This window comes from Pararhodobacter zhoushanensis (assembly GCF_025949695.1).
GTDB lineage: Bacteria > Pseudomonadota > Alphaproteobacteria > Rhodobacterales > Rhodobacteraceae > Pararhodobacter > Pararhodobacter zhoushanensis_A.
This window is the reverse complement of record NZ_JAPDFL010000001.1, coordinates 230799-248177: the sequence shown is the minus strand read 5'-3', so window position 1 is coordinate 248177 and position 17379 is coordinate 230799. Positions and strand designations below refer to the sequence as shown.

Sequence of the window (17379 nt, the reverse complement as noted above, 5' to 3'; positions counted from 1 at the left end):
GTCAGGTGAAACTGTCGAATGTGGCGCGCATCCGTGCCGGGTCGGGCTTGCGCCCGGTGAACAGCTCGAACGCCAGAACCGCCTGAAAAACGGCCATGCCCGAGCCGTCGATGCCGTGACAGCCCTTGGCGCGGGCCTGTTGCAGGAACGCGGTTTCCAGCGGGAAATAGACGATATCGGCAACCCAGTGGCGCGGCTCGACCAGCGCCATGTCCAGCGGCGTGCCGGGCAGCTTGGCCATGCCCACCGGCGTCGCGTTAACGATGCCGTCGGCCGCAGCGGCGGCAACGCGCAGATCGCCCGCCAGGCGCACCCGCCCGGCCCCCAGCCGCGCGGTGATCGACGTGACCAGCGCCTCGGCGGCGGCGGTGTCGACGTCCTGCACAAACAGCAGCCGGACGCCCGAGTCGAGCAGCGCATTGGCCACCGCGCCCCCGGCACCGCCCGCGCCCAGCAGCAGCGCGCAGCCCTGCGCCTGCGTGCCGATGTCGCGGCGGAAGCCCTCGGCGAAACCGGCGTAATCGGTGTTATGCGCCACGCGTCCGTCCGGCCCGAAAACCACGGTGTTGGTGGCGCCGACCGCCAGCGCCGACGGCGCGATGCTGTCGACGTGATCAAGCGCCGCGCGCTTGAACGGAAAGGTCACGTTCACCCCGGCCAGCCCGTCCGCCTGCGCCTGATCGAGCAGGGCGGCGATATCGCGCGTCATCAGCTGATCGGCGTCGATCAGGTCATAGCCATAGTCCAGCCCCAGCGCACGGCCTTCCTCGACATGCATGCGCGGCGTGCGCGATGCGCCGATCCCGGCCCCGATCAACGCCGCCCGCAAGCCCGGACTGGGCGACGCAAGGGTCACAGGTGATGGCGCTGCGGACATGCGGATCGATTCCTCCCTCGTCTCCTGCGGCTCAAATTGTACCGACAAGTTAATTGTGTCAATTGAAATGTTCCGCTAGGTTCATTTCCAGCGAAAGAGGAGCACCACCCGATGGGCGAGGGCGTGATGGACGGCGGGCAGGGCCGGCAGCGATGGAAGCAAAACCCCGAAGGGGTTCGCCGCGCGATTCTGGATGCGGCGCAGGCTGAATTCGCCCGTCATGGCTATGCCTCGACACGGGTCGAGGATATCGCGGCGCAGACGGCGACCTCCAAGCGTATGATTTATTACTATTTCACCGATAAAGAGGGGCTCTACCTGCAAGCGCTTGAATCAGCCTATGCGCAGGTGCGTCAGGGTGAGGCGGCGCTGCGGCTGGACCACTTGCCGCCGGTGCAGGCGCTCAGGACATTGGTCGAATTCACCTTCGACCACCACCGCGCGCATCCAGATTTCATCCGGCTTGTGATGATCGAAAACGTCCATAACGCCGACAATCTGCGCGCTTCGGGGCTGATCGGGCGGGTCAACAAGGGCGCGATCGAGAAACTGGCCGATCTCTTGGCGCGCGGGCAGGCGCAGGGCCTGTTCCGCCCCGATATACTGCCGCTGGAACTGCACTGGCACATCTCGGCGCTGTCGTTCTTCAACGTTTCCAACCGGCCCAGCTTTACCGAAAGCTTCGGCGGCTCCCTGTTCGCCGAAGCCGGACAGGCCCGGCTCAAGGCGCAGGCGGTCGAGGCCGTCTTGCGCTTGGTTCAGGCCGGTGCCGATACCCTTACACCCACCCCGGAGACCCCGATGCTGAACCCTGAACTCACTGGCTTTCTGACGGCATGGACCGAAAAATGGGCCGCGTTGCCCCCCGGTGCCTCGCCCGCTGACCGGCGCAAACGGTTCGAGGTGATCGCCGCCGAAATGCGCCTGCCGACGCCCGAGGATGTCGATTGCGAGACCGAGCACTGGATCGATTCCAAGGCCGGGCCGGTCCGTGTGCGGGTGTTTCGCCATCGCGCGGGCGGGACGCAGCCCTGCCTGATCTACATGCACGGCGGGGCGTGGATGCAGGGCTCGCCTGAAACACACTGGGACATCACCAGCCGCATCGCCTCGGCCAACAGGCAAACGGTGATCAGCGTCGATTACGCACTGGCACCCGAGCATCCGTTCCCCGCCGCGCTGGATCAATGCGTCGCGGTGGCGCGCTGGGCGCATGCCACGGCGGGCAGTCTGGGCATTGATCCGGCGCGCATCGCCGTGGGCGGTGACAGCGCGGGCGGCAATCTGGCGGCAGCGCTGGCGCTTGATCTGCGCGGTTCCGAGGTGCCGCTGATCGCGCAATTGCTGATCTACCCGGCCTGCGATTTCGACAAATCCCGCCCCAGCTATAGCGAAAACGCCGAGGCGCCGCTGTTGCAGGTCAAGGGCATGGACATGGTCAACGCGATGTATTCGCCCGACACCGCGCAGCTGCACACCAACCCCCGCGTCGCTCCGCTGGTGGCGGCATCGCACGCAGACCTGCCCCCCGCGTTCATCGCCGTCGCGCAAAACGACCCGTTGCGCGATTCCGGGCTGGCCTATGCCGATGCGCTGCGCAGCGCGGGTGTGCCGGTCACGCAGGACAATGGCAGCGGGCTGATCCACGGCTATCTGCGCGCGATGGAATATTGCGCCGCCAGCCGTACCGCGCTTGCGGCGATGACGGACTGGCTGGCACAGCAACAGACCGTCTGAGCCCGCTGTGGTGAACCGGCAGGCCCTTGGCTTGCCGGTCCGCCACGCTCAGTCCGCCACGCTCAGTCCGCCGCGTCGGCCAGCGCAATCCGCCGCGCCGTGCTGTAGCGGTGCCAGAACTCCCACCCCAGCAGCACGACGCCCAGCAGCACCCCGATGACATCGGTGTAATCCGCCCCGGCAAAGGCGTTATAGGGCACCAGCGCAAGGATGCCGGTGACAAAGAACACCAGCCGGTGCAGCGGACCCAGCGGGCGCACCATGAACCCCACCATCCCGACCGAGCACAGGAACACCCCGAACACGGCGGTCGAGGTGGCCAGCACGATCTCAAGCGGCGCACCCTGCATCACCAGCGCGGGCGACGACACGAACAGGAACGGCACGATATACGCCGTCCATCCCAGTCGCATCGAATGCAGCGCCGTGCTCAGCGGATCGGCCTTGGCGATGGTCGCGGCGGCATAGGCGGCCACGGCGACCGGCGGCGTCAGAAAGGACAGCAGGCCGAAATACATCACATAAAGATGGGCCGAAATCGGCAGGACTCCCAGCTCGACAATCGCCGGGGCAACCAGCGCCGCCAGCAGGACATAGACCCCGACCGTCGGCAAACCCATGCCCAGAATGATGCACACCACCGCCGAAATCAGCAGCAGCAGGAACAGATTGCCTTCGCCGACGGAAACCAGCGTCAACGTCAGGCTGAACCCCAGCCCGGTCAGCGACAGCACGCCGATCACCATACCGGCCCCGGCGGTGATCACGATGATATCCAGCGCCCCCAGCCCGGTGCGATAGATCGAGGCGAAGAGATCCGCGATCCTTGGCCGCTTGCCCTTGTAGCCAAAGGCCAGCGCCGTCACCAACAGCGCGCCGATGGCGGCGACAACGGCCATCTGCGGCTGCCAGTTCAGCGAGAACAGCGCGTAGATCATCACCACGAAGGGCAGGAAGTAATGCCAGCCCGCCTTGAGCACCGTGCCCGCCCGGGGCAGCTCGGACGCCGGGATCGCCTTGATCCCGGCCTTGCCCGCGTCCAGATCAATGATGATGAACAGCGCCAGATAATACAGGATCGCCGGCACCAGCGCCGCCAGCAGCACCTGCGAGAACGGGATCTGCAGGAACTCGGCGATCAAAAAGGCCGACGCCCCCATCACCGGCGGCATCAACTGCCCGCCGGTCGAGGCCACGGCCTCGATCCCCGCCGCGCGGGCGGGCGAATAGCCCGAGCGTTTCATCCACGGGATGGTGATCACCCCCGAGGCGACGACATTGGCCACCGCACTGCCCGACACCGAGCCGAACAGCAGCGAGGCCAGCACGGCGATCTTGGCCGGTCCGCCCCGGTAGCGCCCCATCAGCGCCAGCGACAGGTCGGACAGAAACTCGGCCCCGCCGGTGGCCGACAACAGGCTGCCGAACAGCAAGAACGCGATGATCACCGTGCAGGCCACGATGATCGGCAGGCCCAGCATGCCGTTCACATCGATCGCCAGATAGGCGGTCAGCCGTTCGATATCGGTGGCGCGGCCCTGCAGCATGCCGGGTACGAAATCGCCAAACAGCCCGTAGAGCAGGAACAAGACCACGATGATCGGCAGCGCCCAGCCGGTCGAGCGGCGCAGCGCCTCGATGCTCAGCACCAGAAGTGCACCGCCCGCGATCACCCCGTCGCGCGGGCGCATCAGCACCAGATCCACCAGATTGGGGATCTCGACCGCCAGGTAGAGGCCCGCGGCCAGCCCGATTGCCGCCAGGACCCAGTCATGCGGCGGCACCGCGTCGCGCCTCGTCAAGCGCCGGAACGGAAAATGCAGGAAGGTCAGGGCCAGACACAGCCCCAGCATGCCCGCAACGAATTGTTGGGTCAGGATGTTCAGCCCGAAACGGCGGAAAAGATCGGCCCCCCAAAGCAGCGCCGCAATCGTGATCGCCGAGGCGATCACGATCTTTGTATAGCCCACAAAATCACGAGAGACCTGTACGTCACTGTCGCCCATGGTCGGCGTATCCGCCATTTCGTGTCTCTCCTGACTCACCGTGTCGCTCACTCGGCTGCGGGCATGATGCCGACTTCGTTAAAGAAGCGGACGGCGCCGGGATGGTATTCGATGGGCGAAAGCGGTCGCGCCATCATCGCCGGATCAAAGCCGCGGAACGCCGGGAAGGTGGCGATCAGTTCGTCCCGGTGTTCATAAATAGCCTGCGTCACATCATGCACAACATCGTCCGAGGTACTGGCGCTGGCGAACATGATCGCGTCGATGGCCAGAATGGTCGTCGGCTCGGTGATGCCGGGCGCGCCGGGGCGCGGGTCGAACTGGCGGAAATAGGCTTGCGGCAGGAATTCACGGATCGCGGCCAGTTCCTCGTCCGTGCCGCCGAAAGGCAGCACGCGCACACCGCCCACGGCCGCGTCAACTTCGCTGACCTTGGCCGCACCAAGGGCAAAGAAGAACGCATCCACCCGCCCGGCGGCAAAGTCATCCGCCCCGCCGACGGTATTGGCAACCGTGACGCTTTCCACGTCAGCCTCGGTCATGCCGACGCTGGCATAGATCGCCTCCATCATCGTCGCGGCGATCTGCTGGCTGCTGTAGCCGCCCGGCACGGTGTGGCCGCGCAGATCGGCGATAGACTGGATGTCAGAATCGGCCCGTACGAACATGCCGAACTGCAACGGGAACATCACCCCCAGGGCGCGCAGACCTTCTTGCGGACGGCCCTCGAAATGCTCGCGCCCCTCCAGCGCGACGCCCACTTCATGCGCGGTGCCGACGCCAAAGTCGATGTCGCCCTCGCTGATCGCGGGGATATAGACATTGGCGCTGGCGAAGGGCTGCAGAATGGCCCGGATGCCCGCTTCGTCGTTGATGATCTTGGCAACCGCCGTGCCCGCCGAGTGAAACAGCGAGCCGGGTGTTGCGGTCCCGACCGTCACCATTTGTGCAGACACCTGCTGCGCCGGAAGCGCGAGCAGCAGCGCCGACAGCGCAAATACTACCGTTTTCATTGTTCCTCCTTCTCGGGTTTCCCGCGCCAGTGATCCAGCGCCCTCCAAACCCGATTACCCTGAAGTCCCATGACCCCGAAGGGCCACCTCCAACACCCTCAAGCCTAATACAGCCAGTGTCAGGGTGACTAGCGAGGCTGGCTGAACAGGGTGTTCTTATTTTGGAACATGCCGCGCGGCTAGGCCTGGGTCTTGAGATGCTCGGTGATCCGGTCCAGCAAGGCGCGCATCTTGCGCGGCGCATAGCGGCGTTCCAGATACGTCGCCGAGATCAACAGCGGCGGGCTTGTCCAGTCCAGCGGCAGCCGGATCAACCGCCCCGCCGCCACATCCTGCTTGCACATGATGTCGGGCATCAATCCAAGGCCAAGGTCCTGCAACACCAGTTCCTGCACCAGCACCGCGTGGTTCACCACGACCCGGGGCGTCAGCGCCACCGTCGTGCCGTCCGGCAGGTGCATGTCGGGAAACACCCGGTCGCGCTGCTGGTATTGGTGCAAGATGACGTCGTGGTTCACCAGATCGTCCAGCCCGGCCAGCGGTCCGCGCAGCGCAAGATAGCCGGGGCTGGCGTAAAAGCTGCGCGGCAGCTCGGCCAGTCGGCGCATCGGGTTGTGGGTTTCGGCGGGCAGACCAAAGTGTATCGCCACGTCAAAAGGCTCTTCCGCCACATCGACAACGCGGTTCTGGGCTTCGACCTCTAACCGCAGACCGGGGAATTCCTTGGCGAAATCCGCCAGCGGGCGGCTGATCCAGCTGACAAAGAACACCGGCATGCTGATCCGCAGAACGCCGCTCATCTCTTCCTGCATCTTGGTCGTGTGCAGGTCGGCGTTTTCCAGCTCCTGCGCGATGCTTTCACAGCGCAGATACAGCGCGTGGCCGATTTCGGTCAGTCCCAGCGCCCGTTGACCCCGCTTCAACAGGGTCGATCCCAACTCTTGCTCAAGGGCGGTCAATTTGCGGCTGATGGTGGATTTGGGCATGCCCAGCTTGAGCGCTGCCTTGTTGATGCTGCGCGCGTTCACCGTTTCATAAAACAAAAGCAACGCATTGAGATCCAGTCGTCGCGTCATGCCAGATATCCCGCAGTTCCGGCGCTTGGGCCGCATGGTGTTCCAATTCTGGAACTTAGCGTTCGCCCCCGCTGTCTAGTCAAGCGGAGCCGTGTCCTTATTGTTTGCCGGAACGCTCGACTTACCAAGAAGGCCGCCATGACGTTCGGAACTGCGAGACCCCAAACCGCAACGCGCCCCGAAGTGCGCCGGCCGATCCGCAGCCTTGCTGACATCGAAGCGATCGAAGCCCGGCGTTATGACGACGTCGTGCCGGTTCACAACACGTATCAGATGCTGCAACGCTCGACCGCGCTGTTCCCCGACCATACCGCGCTGACCTATCTGCGCGATGGATCGCTCGACAGCGACGTGATCACGCTGACGTTCAGTGACCTGCTGGCCGATGTGAACCGCGCGGCCAACGCCCTGCGCAGGCTGGGTCTGAAGTCTGACGAAACGGTTGCGCTGTTGATGCCCTCGATGCCCGAGGCCTTCGTGTCGCTCTTTGCCGCGCAGGCCGCCGGGCGGGTCTGCCCGATCAACTACATGCTCGCACCCGAGCATATCGCCCATCTGCTCGACAGCGTGAACGCCACGGTTCTGGTGGCGCTGGGACCGGATCCCGAGTTCGACATCTGGGCGAAACTCCCTGCGATCCGGCAGCGGTCAGCGTCCCTGCGTGAGGTGATCTGCATCGGCGACGCGCCCGAGCCCTGGGCGCACAGTTTCGCCGCCCTCATCGCTGCCGAATCCCCGGTGCTGTCCTTTGACGTCACCGCCACCCGCGACAGCATCGCCAGTTTCTTCCACACCGGCGGCACGACCGGGGTGCCCAAACTGGTCACCCATACCCATGGCAACGAGGTCCATGTCAGCTGGTTCGGCGGCATGTTTTACGACATGGGCGACGGTGATGTGATCATCAACGGCTTTCCGCTGTTCCACGTCGCGGGGGCGTTTGTGCTGGGTGGCAGCGCCATCGCCGCCGGGGCGGCAACGCTGATCCCGTCGAAACTGGGCATGCGCAGCAAGGCGTTTGTGCGGGATTTCTGGCCGATCACCCGCCGCTTTGACGTGACCTTCCTGTCCGGTGGGCCGACCTTTGTGTCGACCATCCTCAACCGCCCTGTCGGCGAGATCGACATCAGCGGCGTGAAGGCGCTGTTTGGCGGCGGCTCACCCATGCCGGTGGAAACCGCCGCCCGGTTCGAGGCTGCCTTCAACGTGCCCTTGCGCAGCATCTATGGCATGACCGAAGCCTCCGGCCTTGCCAGCGTCATCCCCCGCGCCGCCCGGCGGGTGCCGGGCGCGTCTGGCTGGCGGCTGCCGTTCTGCGAAGTGGCCGTGTTCGCGCTGAGTGATGACGGCGAGCCCGACCCGCACACCACCCTGCCATCCGGTGTCATGGGCGCGCTTGCCCTGCGCGGCCCCAACATCAGCCCCGGCTATACCGACCCGTCGGTCACCGCCGCCGCCTTTACCGCGCAAGGCTGGCTGCTCACCGGTGACATGGGGCTGGTCGCTTCGGATGGGCAGATCGTCGTGATGGGCCGCTCGAAAGACGTCATCATCCGCAGCGGCCACAACATTGACCCGGCGGTGATCGAGGAAGCCTTGATGCAGCACCCCGATGTGCAGCTGTGTGCCGCCGTCGGCCAGCCCGACGCCTATGCCGGTGAACTGCCCGTTGCGTTTGTTCAGGTCCGTCCGTCCCGCACGATCACTGCGCAGCAGATCCTTGAGGCAACGCGCGGGCACATCCCCGAGCCCGCGGCGGTCCCCAAGGCGCTCTATCTGATCGACGCGCTGCCGCTGACAACGACGGGCAAGATCTTCAAACCGGCCCTGCGCCGCATGGCGGTCGAGCGGGCGTTTTCGCAGCAGTTGACGGCGCTGCTGCCGGATGGCGCGTTGGAAAGCGTGACCTGTCTTGAGGAAAAGGGCGCGCGGCGGGTCGAGATCCGTCTGGCGGGCGATGCCGCGCCGGGCAGCGAAGCCACCGTTGCGCAGCACATGGCCGGATTTGCCGTGCCCTATGCGCTGGTCAGCGGCTGACTACCAGCCGCCTTCGCGCAGCCAGTCTTCCAGCAGCTCCATCTTTTCCAGCCCGAAGAACGGCTCACCATCGACGATGAAATACGGCGAGCCGAACACGCCCTTGGCCAGCGAGGCTTCCACCCCCGCGTTGAGCAGCGCCGAGGCCGCGCCGCTTGCATGGGCCTCGGCCAGCGCGGCGCGGTCGACGCCCTGACCGGCGGCAAGGTCCAGCACCGTGTCCAGCTCACCAATCGCGCGGCCTTCCAGCCAGTACGCGGCCAGAATGGCCTTGGCGACCGGCTTGGCGCGCGTGGGGTCGTGCTCGGTCAGCCAGTGAAACGTCCGCCCGGCGGCCAGAGGGTTGGCCGGTGGATCCGTCAGTTGCCGCCCGAACCGGATGCCATGACGGCGGCAATAGCGCTGCGCATCCAGCCGCATATAGGGGCCTTTGAGCGGTGTCTTGGGAATGGCTTTCAACCCCATGACCTTCATCACGCTGACGCCCAGCAGCATCGAGGTCCATGTCGTCTCGCGCCCATATTTCGCCGCCAGATCATCCACCCGCAGACTGGCCAGAAAGCCGAACGGTGAAATGAAGTCAAAATAGAACTCAACCGGGTGCTGGTCAGAAATGGTCGAACCTCCCACATGGAATCGGGTCAAAACAAGCCTATGGCGGTTTTGCGGCGAACCGTGCTGCATGTCCACGGATAACCGTACCTCAAACACCGTCCGGCGCGACCGCACAGCCGTCTGCGCCTTGGCCGCGAAAAGCCAGACTTCGTGGCAACCTTCGAGACGCCGAAGAGACGGGTGATACCCGCTTGCCAGGTTCCGGGCTGTCAGGGTAACCGTTTGCTGCGGGGTTTTTCAACGCCCGGTGGAACCGGTCTGCCAGACAATCGCCGCGTAATGGGAACCCATAACCGTATGCCAGGCCCTGACAAACTGCCCGCAAAGACCGTCGCGATGCCCGCGCGTCTCGCTTGTGCCCCGCGTGTCACCACTCGCCTGACGTGTCGCATCGCACGCACCCAAGCACAGCGCGAGGTCGCAGGGTGAGCGTGCCGGTCCCCGTCGCGGTGGTCGGCATGGCCTGCCGTTTTCCGGGGGCGGACTCAACCGGGGCGCTGGCAGAGCTGCTGCGCTCGGGCGGCAGCGGGATCGGGCCGGTCCCTGCCGACCGGCGTGCGCTTTGGGGGCCATCCCCGGCCCTGCCGCCCGCCGCCGGGTTGCTGGACGGCATCGACCGTTTTGACCGGCATCCGTTCCGCATCTCTGCCAGCGAGGCCCCGCTGCTGGACCCGCAGCAGCGTCTGGCTCTGGAAATGGCATGGCACGCGCTCGAGGATGCCGGGCTGTCTCCGGCGGCACTCGATGGGATGTTCGCCGGTGTCTATATCGGTGCCGGGTCGTCAGATCACGCGATGCGCATGGCCCGCGCGGGGTTGGTGGCTGGCAATCCCCATCTGCCCAACGCGCTGCAAAATGCGGCGATCACGGGCCGGGTGAGCTATTGTCTGGGCCTGACCGGGCCGTCGCTGACCGTCGATACCGCCTGCTCATCGGCGCTGACCGCCGTGACTCTGGCCGGTGACGCGCTCCGTCTGGGGCATTGCGACATGGCGCTGGCGGGCGGGGTGAGTGTGTTGCTGGCGCCCGAGGGGTTCTCAGCGCTGGAAAGCTCACGCGTGTTGTCCGCACGCGGGCAAACCCGCTCGTTCGACGCGGCGGCAGACGGGTTTGTCCGCTCCGAAGGCTGCGGGATGCTGGTGCTCAAGCGCCTGCCTGACGCGCTTGCCGATGGTGACCGCATCCACGCCGTGCTTGCGGGCTGGGCAACCGGACAGGACGGTCGCAGCAACGGGCTGAGCGCGCCGTCACGTGTCGCGCAGGTGCAGGTGATCACCCGGGCAATGCAGGCAGCCGGGGTCACGCGCGACCAGATCGGCGCAATCGAGGCGCAGGGCTCGGGCACCGTGCTGGGCGACCTGATCGAGACGCGGGCGCTGGGCGATGTCTTCGCCGGGCGGTCCGAGGCTCCGGCGGCGCTGGGGTCGATCAAGGCAGCCATCGGGAATCTTGAGGCCGCGGCGGGTATTGCCGGGCTGATCAAGACGATCCTGATGGTGCGCGACGGGTTCATCCCGGTGCAGCCCTGCTTCACTGACCCGTCGCCGCAGGTGGATTGGGACACCCTGCCGCTTGAGGTGCCACGCGCGACGCGCGATTGGCCAGGGCCGCACCGGGTGGCGGGGGTCAGCGCGTTTGGCATGAGCGGCCTCAACGCCCATGTGATCGTCGCGGGCGCAGACGGCCATTCCGCGCCTGCTGCCGACCCTGCGGGCACGTCGGCGCTGTTCCTGCTGTCGGCGGCCAGCCCCGCCGCCTTGGTCGCGCGGGCTGCCCAGCTTCACGCGGCGCTGGACGCGCCTGAGGCCTCGCTTGCGCGCATTGCCGCCGCTGTCACGCGCCGCTGGTCGGGACTGCCCCTGCGCGCCGGTTTCACCGCGCGGACGGTGGATGAAGCCAAGGCGGCTGCGCGCCGCATCGCCGCCGACCCGCCGGGCCGACCCGCACGCCTGATGGGAAAAATTGCGCTCGAAACGGCGCAGCCGTTGGCACCCGCGACCGTCGCGCAGCTGCGCCGGATCTGCCCGGATCTGGTTGACGGGCCACAGGACATAACGAGGGCCGCGCCCGTGCGGGTGGCCGTGCCAGACGGTACCGCGAGCGGCGACGCGGCCGCATCGGCGCTCCTCGCGCTGCATCTTGCCGGGGCGACGCTGGTAGCACAGCGCCTTGCACCCGCTGACCCGGCGCTGCCAGCGCTTCCGGGCTACCCGTTCGACCGGCAACGCTGCTGGTATGACGACTGGCCTGCGGCAGGAAAGGGATAGATCATGACACTGTACACCCGGATGCGCGCGGCATGAACCTCGCCCTTGGCGGTGGCGCTCGACGATGGGACGACGCACCTGACCTACCATGCGCTGGATGCGGCCACCGACCGGTTCGCGCGATGCCTGCTTGGCCGGGGCCTGCGTACCGGGGACCGGATCGGGCTGGCCCTGCCCAAATCGACCGGGCAGGTGGTGGCGCTTCTGGGCGCGTTGCGGGCCGGGATAGCGGTCGTGCCCCTCGATGCCGCCGCCGCTGTCCCCTATGTCACCGACGTCATCGCCCGTACCCGCCCTGCGTTGATCCTGGGCGATCATCCCGCGCGGCACGCCACACCGGCGGTGACATGGCTGCCCGCGCTTGCCGATGACGCGCCAGAGTCGGGTCTGGCTGCGATGGGCGCGGACCAGCCCGTTCCAGCCGCGACCGAAGCCATCGTTCTGTTCACCTCGGGCAGCACCGGCAGGCCGAAGGCCGTCGCTCATACCCACCGCACCGTCCTTGCCGGGGTGCAGGCCCTGCGTCAGGCCTGGGGCATTACCGCGTCGGACCGTCTGCTGCACATTCTGCCGATGACCCACGCGCATGGCCTGATCATCGCGCTGATGCCGCTTCTGATAGCCGGTGGCCGTTTGGACCTGCGCCCGCGTTTCGATCCTGCCGATGTGGTCCGGCGTCTTCCCATGGCGACCTGTTTCATGGGGGTGCCAATCCATTACGCGCAGCTTCTGGACCATCCCGGTTTCAACGCCGGGGCCGCGTCAGGCATCCGGTTGTTCACCTCGGGCTCTGCCCCGTTGCCCGACGACCTGCGCCGTAGCGTCGAGGCGCGCACACACAAACCGTTGCTGGAACGCTACGGGATGACCGAAACACTGATTACCACGGCCAATGCCCCTGATGCCTTTCGTCCGGGTTCGGTGGGCCGGGTGCTGCCCGGAGCGGATCTGCGGATCCGCGATCTCGAAACCGGAGAGCTGGTGGCCCCCGGCGGCGAGGGCGAAGTCGAGGTCCGGGGGGATTTCGTCTTTGACGGCTATCAGGACGATCCGTCCGAGACCGCGCTGGCCTTCGGCCCCGACGGCTTTTTCCGCACCGGCGATGTCGGGCAGCTTGACGCCGAGAGCTTCCTCACCCTGTCCGGGCGGAGCAAGGATGTCGTTATCTATGCCGGTCTCAAGATCCATCCCGCCGAGGTCGAGGCGGCGCTGCGTCAGGTGGAAGGCGTCGCCGATGCCTGCGCCTTTGGCATTCCCCATCCCCGCACCGGCATGAGCCTGCTCGCCGCCATCGTGCCCAAGCCGGGGGTCGCGCTGGATCCCGCGACGGTGCGTCTGGCCCTTGTCGCGGCCCTTGCGCCAACGAAAATTCCCAAGCGCATTCATCTGGTGGACGCCCTGCCGCGCAACGCCATGGGCAAGCTGCGCCGCGACGTGCTCCGCGCGCGATTCGCGGCAGACTGAACGCCGCTCAACCGGGATTGACCGCGCACACCAGCAGATAGGCAGACAGGGATTCTTCGATCTCGCGGCCATAGGCATGCATGGCGCTGCGGTGCATGACCCCGGCGAAGGGCAGGATGGTATCGGCCCGGATATCGCGGATCTCCACGGGCTCAAGCCCCGCCACCTGCAACGCGCGGGCATAGTCCCCGGGCGTTCTTTCGTCGTTGACCGACGGAATGAAGCTGGTGGGCCGGTCGGCGAGAACGTCGGTCAGGATCAGCCGCCCGCCCGGCACAAGCAGCCGGCGCGCCTCGGCGAAGAAGGCGCTGCGCGGGCGGAAATGCATCGCGGCCTCGACGGCATGGATGCAATCGACGCTCTGATCGGGAAAGTCCAGCGCGGTGGCATCCATCTGGTGAAAGCGGATCTGCGCGCTGGCGTAGGTGTCGTTGGCATAAGCGATCTGGCGCGCGGAATAATTGATGCCGGTGATCGTGGCCGCAGGATAGCCTGCGGCAAACAGCGCCGTGCAGGCCCCCAGCCCGCAGCCGACGTCCAGCACGCTGCGGGCCGTGTCACGGTGGGGGTCCGTGTCGATATGCAGCGACACAAGGCGAGTCGCCGCTTCCGGCAGGGTCGCGATCGGCTCACCGGTGGCGCGGCGCCAATAGCCGTAATTGTACAGATCGGTCGTGCCGAACAGGCGCCGAAACGCCGGGTGAAGGATTGCGAAATCGTAATCGTCGGGGTGCAATCTCAGGCGGTCGTCGCCGGGCATGGGTCTTCCTTGGGCTGCAAGGGAAGAGGGTATGCGCAATCGCAAATTCGGTGCAATCCGATTGTGGAGGGGCCGTGCAAACATTGCGGCCACCAAACGGGCACCTTCCCTGCAACACCGGCCCGATCCCGCGGCGCGAACACCCCGTCCGGCACCGGATCTGTCGCGCGACGGCTCCCGTGGAAGGGGCGCGCTGGGATCGGGATGTTGGGGATTGTGGTGCCGATGAAGGGACTCGAACCCCCGACCCACGCATTACGAATGCGTTGCTCTACCAGCTGAGCTACATCGGCCACGTCGCCCCCTTTACTGTTCACAGGCCTCTTGCGCAAGGCTGAAACTGGCAGGGGGCGTCGTCTTTTGTGGTGGGGCTTACCCTTGGTGCGCCGGGTCCGGCCGCGCCGCCGCTTCGATGATCGCGCGCGCGCGCTCGGGGTCGTTCAGCGCCTGCGCCAGAGCCAGCGCGGCCTTGGCCAGAAACAGGGGCGCGCGCTCAACGCCGACCTGATCGAGCGTGGTGGCCAGCGTGTCAAAGACGTCTTCGATATCGGGCATGTCAGGCGGCCTTTGCGCTCAGGATGGTGGCGATTGCGGCCAGAACGGCCTCTGGCGTCGGCGCGCTCCAGCGCGCGCCGATGTGCAGGTCGGGGCGGATCAGCAGGGCCGCGCCGTCCGCCGCCCCCAGCCGTTTGGCGGCCGCAGCACCCGGGGGCAGGGACAGCACGGTCAGATCGGGATGCGCGACATCCAGTGCCGGGCCAAAGCACAGCAGGGTAAAGCCGGGGCCAAGCCGCTCGGTCAGGAACCCGTCCCCGTCTGCCGCATCCGGCAGCATCGCCCCCAGCGCCGCCGCCGGTCCAAAGCCATCCGCACCGGGCACCACGGCAGGGCTGTCGGCGTAGGTATAGGGCGTCATCTGGCGCGGGTTGGCCAGCTGCCCGGCCCAGTCCTGCGTCAGCGCCAGAGACAGCGCCGCGTCGCGCATCAGCCGCCATCCCGCCGTCGGCGGCGTCATGAAGCGCGTCGATTTCTGCGCGTTGGCGAAGACATCCAGCGTCGCCCCGCGCCGCTCGGGCGTGTAGCTGTCCAAAAGGCCCTCACCCGCCCGGCCCGTCACCACGCGGCCCAGCTTCCAGCCGATGTTCTGCGCATCCGCCAGCCCGTTGTTCAGCCCGCGCACGCCAAAGATCGGCACGATATGCGCGCTGTCGCCGATGAAGAACACCCGCCCGTCGCGGTAATCGTCCAGCGCCAGCGTGTTGGCGGAATAGACGCTCCACCATTCCAGCTCCGACGCCCCGGTATGGCCGATCTCGGCCAGAACGGCGCTCACGGATGCCCGCACCACGTCCTCGCGCACCGCTTCCTCGGCGCTTTCGCCGTCGCCCAGCTGATAGTCGATGCGCCAGATGTCCTTGGGTTGGCGGTGGATCAGCACGGTGCCGCCGGGGCGACAGGCCGGATCGAACAGCGCGCGGCGGATGGTCGGGTAGTCATGCGCCATCCGCACATCGGCGATCACATAGCGGCCCTCATAGTTCTCGCCCTTCAGCCGCAGCCCGCGCATACCCCGGATGGCCGAACGCGCCCCATCCGCCGCCAGCAGCCACGGTGCCGACACCCGGGTGTCGCCATGCGGATCGCTGAGCGTCACGGTCACGCCGTCGCTCTGATCCTCGACCGCCGTCACCCGCGTCTGCCAGCGCGTTTCGATCAGCGGATTGGCGGCGACGGCGTCCCACAGGAACGCCTCGATATACTGCTGTTGCAGGTTGTACATCGGGCGGAAGCGGTCATCCGGCCCGTCGGGCATCTGGAACTCAAGGATCTGCTGACCCCGGTACAGCGTCCGCCCCATCGTCCAGGGCAGCCCCTCGCGCAGGAAGGGGGCGACGGCACCGATCCGCGCCAGAATGTGATAGCTCGACCGCGAGACACAGATCGCCCGGCTGCCATCGTTGAAGGTGCCCTTGGCCTCGACCAGCAGGCAGCGCACGCCCTCGGCCGCCAGCGTCAGCGCGGCGGTCATGCCGACAGGGCCAGCGCCGACGATGATCACCGGTGCATCGGTGCCGCGCGGGGCACCCGCAGCGGGGGCCTTGAACTGCGGATAGGTGAAATAGAGCGAGTCATACTCGCCACGTCCCTCAGGGCGCATGGAATCCTCCGGTGTTGACGGGTATCTAAAGCGGGATTGCGGGGCTGTATGTCCCCCGCAAAAGAGGACAGCCATGCTGGAGCTCATCGACCCCTGCCTTGCCCGACTGGGTCAGGATGATTTCGCGCCCGCGTTTCTGGACGCCGCTCAGGCGGCGGGCGCCGATCAGGTGATGGTCTTTGCCTATCGCGCCGATGCTGTCACCTGCCTGTTGTCGCGCAATTTCATCGAAGGTCGGCTGGGCACCCGTCTGGCCGAGGCCTATGTCCGCAGCGGTTTTCGCGACGATCCGCTGCATGCGCGGGTGTTGGCACTTGAACCGCGAACCGCGGCGCTGGTCGAGCTGGCACATTTGACCGGCGCGATGCCGCCCGCCTATCGCACCCGGTTCTTTGACGCGCCGGGGCTGGGCGACAAGGTGGCCGTGCTGGCGGCGGGCGAGCGGCTGCATCTGGTGCTGAACCTCTACCGCACGCAGCAGGCACGAGGCTGGCCCGAGGATCTGCTGCGCGTTCTGGGCCGTCTTGCCGTGCTGCATTTCGAAGCCCGCAGCGGCACCATGCCCGAAGCCCTGCTCGTGCTGTCAGACCGCGAACGCGCCGTGTGCGAAGGCATTCTGGCCGGCCAGAAGGCCGAGGTTATTGCCCATTCGCTGGGCGTTGCTGCCACCAGCGTGATCACCTACCGCAAGCGCGCCTATGCCAAACTCGGCATATCCTCGCGCGCCGGGCTGTTTGCCATCTGCCGGGGCTGAGGCACGGCTTGACAGTCGCGCGCCCAACGCCCACCCCGTGCTCATGTCCGCCGCTCTCTCTCCCGCTCAGACCGCTTCGGCGCTGCTCACCGCACAACGCGTGCTGGTCATCGGCTGCCCGGGTTCGGGCAAGACGGTGCTGGCGCGGCGGCTTTCTACCCGCTTTGATCTGCCGTTCCAGTCGCTTGACCGTGACGCGCGCTGGTTGCCCGATTGGGTCGCCCGCGACCCCGGGGAGCAACGCGCGATCATCGCCCGGCTGGCAGGGGCCGAGCGTTGGGTGATGGACGGCTCTGATCCGGCCAGTCTGGATCTGCGCCTGCCGCGCGCCGATCTGGTGCTGTGGCTGCGCGTCCCGCGCACCACGGCGGTGGCCCGTGTTCTGTGGCGCGGCCTCGTGCACTTGGGCCGGGTTCGCCCCGGCATGGCGCGCGGCTGCCCCGAGCGTCTGCCCACCGCCAGCGGCCTGTCAGCCCTGTGGCACCATGACCGCGATCAGGCCCCGCTCATCGAGCACGCCCTGACCCGGTATGGTGCCGACGTGCCCGTCGCCCAGCTGCAGTCGCCGGTCGAGATCGCCCAGCTTTTCGCCAGTTGATGCAAAAGGCCGCCCCA

At 66.8% G+C, this 17379-nt stretch carries 14 protein-coding genes and 1 tRNA gene; 6 read left to right on the top strand and 9 right to left on the bottom strand.

What is annotated here, in order from left to right; all coding sequences use genetic code 11:
- Position 1: 1 nt before the first annotated feature.
- Complete coding sequence (locus OKW52_RS01215) at positions 2–877, bottom strand: shikimate dehydrogenase (protein ID WP_264504090.1); 876 nt, start codon at positions 875–877, stop codon at positions 2–4.
- Positions 878–988: 111 nt separating this feature from the next.
- Between OKW52_RS01215 and OKW52_RS01210 the strand changes: the two genes are divergently transcribed.
- A complete protein-coding gene (locus OKW52_RS01210) occupies positions 989–2614 on the top strand; it encodes an alpha/beta hydrolase fold domain-containing protein (RefSeq protein WP_264504089.1) in 1626 nt (541 codons plus the stop codon).
- A 62-nt stretch (positions 2615–2676) separates the two neighbouring features.
- Here the strand turns inward: OKW52_RS01210 and OKW52_RS01205 are convergent, their stop codons facing one another.
- From OKW52_RS01205 to OKW52_RS01195, 3 genes are all read right to left on the bottom strand, one after another.
- Positions 2677–4638 carry a TRAP transporter permease gene (locus tag OKW52_RS01205; RefSeq protein ID WP_264504088.1) on the bottom strand — a complete coding sequence of 654 codons (1962 nt, stop codon included), beginning with the start codon at positions 4636–4638 and terminating at the stop codon, positions 2677–2679.
- 29 nt (positions 4639–4667) lie between these two features.
- On the bottom strand, positions 4668–5633 hold the full coding sequence (locus OKW52_RS01200; RefSeq protein ID WP_264504087.1) for a TAXI family TRAP transporter solute-binding subunit: 966 nt from the start codon (positions 5631–5633) through the stop codon (positions 4668–4670).
- A 179-nt stretch (positions 5634–5812) separates the two neighbouring features.
- Positions 5813–6709, bottom strand: coding sequence for a LysR family transcriptional regulator (locus tag OKW52_RS01195; RefSeq protein ID WP_264504086.1), 897 nt, complete (start codon positions 6707–6709; stop codon positions 5813–5815).
- Positions 6710–6847: 138 nt separating this feature from the next.
- Between OKW52_RS01195 and OKW52_RS01190 the strand changes: the two genes are divergently transcribed.
- A complete protein-coding gene (locus tag OKW52_RS01190) occupies positions 6848–8746 on the top strand; it encodes an AMP-binding protein (RefSeq protein ID WP_264504085.1) in 1899 nt (632 codons plus the stop codon).
- On the opposite strand, the gene OKW52_RS01185 is transcribed toward OKW52_RS01190, so the two are convergent.
- Positions 8747–9376, bottom strand: coding sequence for a 2-hydroxychromene-2-carboxylate isomerase (locus OKW52_RS01185; RefSeq protein ID WP_264504084.1), 630 nt, complete (start codon positions 9374–9376; stop codon positions 8747–8749).
- A gap of 416 nt (positions 9377–9792) precedes the next feature.
- Here OKW52_RS01185 and OKW52_RS01180 point away from each other — a divergent pair, with 416 nt between their 5' ends.
- Positions 9793–11628, top strand: a complete 1836-nt coding sequence (locus OKW52_RS01180) for a polyketide synthase (RefSeq protein ID WP_264504083.1) — start codon at positions 9793–9795, stop codon at positions 11626–11628.
- A 51-nt stretch (positions 11629–11679) separates the two neighbouring features.
- Entirely contained in the window at positions 11680–13092 is a 1413-nt protein-coding gene (locus tag OKW52_RS01175; RefSeq protein ID WP_264507625.1) for a class I adenylate-forming enzyme family protein, read from the top strand.
- 7 nt (positions 13093–13099) lie between these two features.
- Here OKW52_RS01175 and OKW52_RS01170 read toward each other — a convergent pair whose 3' ends face one another.
- The 4 genes from OKW52_RS01170 to OKW52_RS01155 all read right to left on the bottom strand — a co-directional run bounded on the left by OKW52_RS01170 (position 13100) and on the right by OKW52_RS01155 (position 16010).
- Positions 13100–13852, bottom strand: a complete 753-nt coding sequence (locus OKW52_RS01170; RefSeq protein ID WP_264504082.1) for an SAM-dependent methyltransferase — start codon at positions 13850–13852, stop codon at positions 13100–13102.
- A 217-nt stretch (positions 13853–14069) separates the two neighbouring features.
- Positions 14070–14145: transfer RNA gene (locus OKW52_RS01165), tRNA-Thr, on the bottom strand.
- Between the two features lie 79 nt (positions 14146–14224).
- Positions 14225–14407 (bottom strand): hypothetical protein, encoded by a 183-nt coding sequence (locus OKW52_RS01160; RefSeq protein WP_264504081.1) that lies wholly within the window; start codon positions 14405–14407, stop codon positions 14225–14227.
- Between the two features lies 1 nt (position 14408).
- Complete coding sequence (locus tag OKW52_RS01155; protein ID WP_264504080.1) at positions 14409–16010, bottom strand: FAD-dependent monooxygenase; 1602 nt, start codon at positions 16008–16010, stop codon at positions 14409–14411.
- A gap of 73 nt (positions 16011–16083) precedes the next feature.
- Here OKW52_RS01155 and OKW52_RS01150 point away from each other — a divergent pair, with 73 nt between their 5' ends.
- Both OKW52_RS01150 and OKW52_RS01145 read left to right on the top strand, forming a co-directional pair.
- A complete protein-coding gene (locus OKW52_RS01150) occupies positions 16084–16764 on the top strand; it encodes a helix-turn-helix transcriptional regulator (RefSeq protein WP_264504079.1) in 681 nt (226 codons plus the stop codon).
- A 43-nt stretch (positions 16765–16807) separates the two neighbouring features.
- Entirely contained in the window at positions 16808–17362 is a 555-nt protein-coding gene (locus OKW52_RS01145) for a P-loop NTPase family protein (RefSeq protein WP_264504078.1), read from the top strand.
- Positions 17363–17379 lie beyond the last annotated feature (17 nt).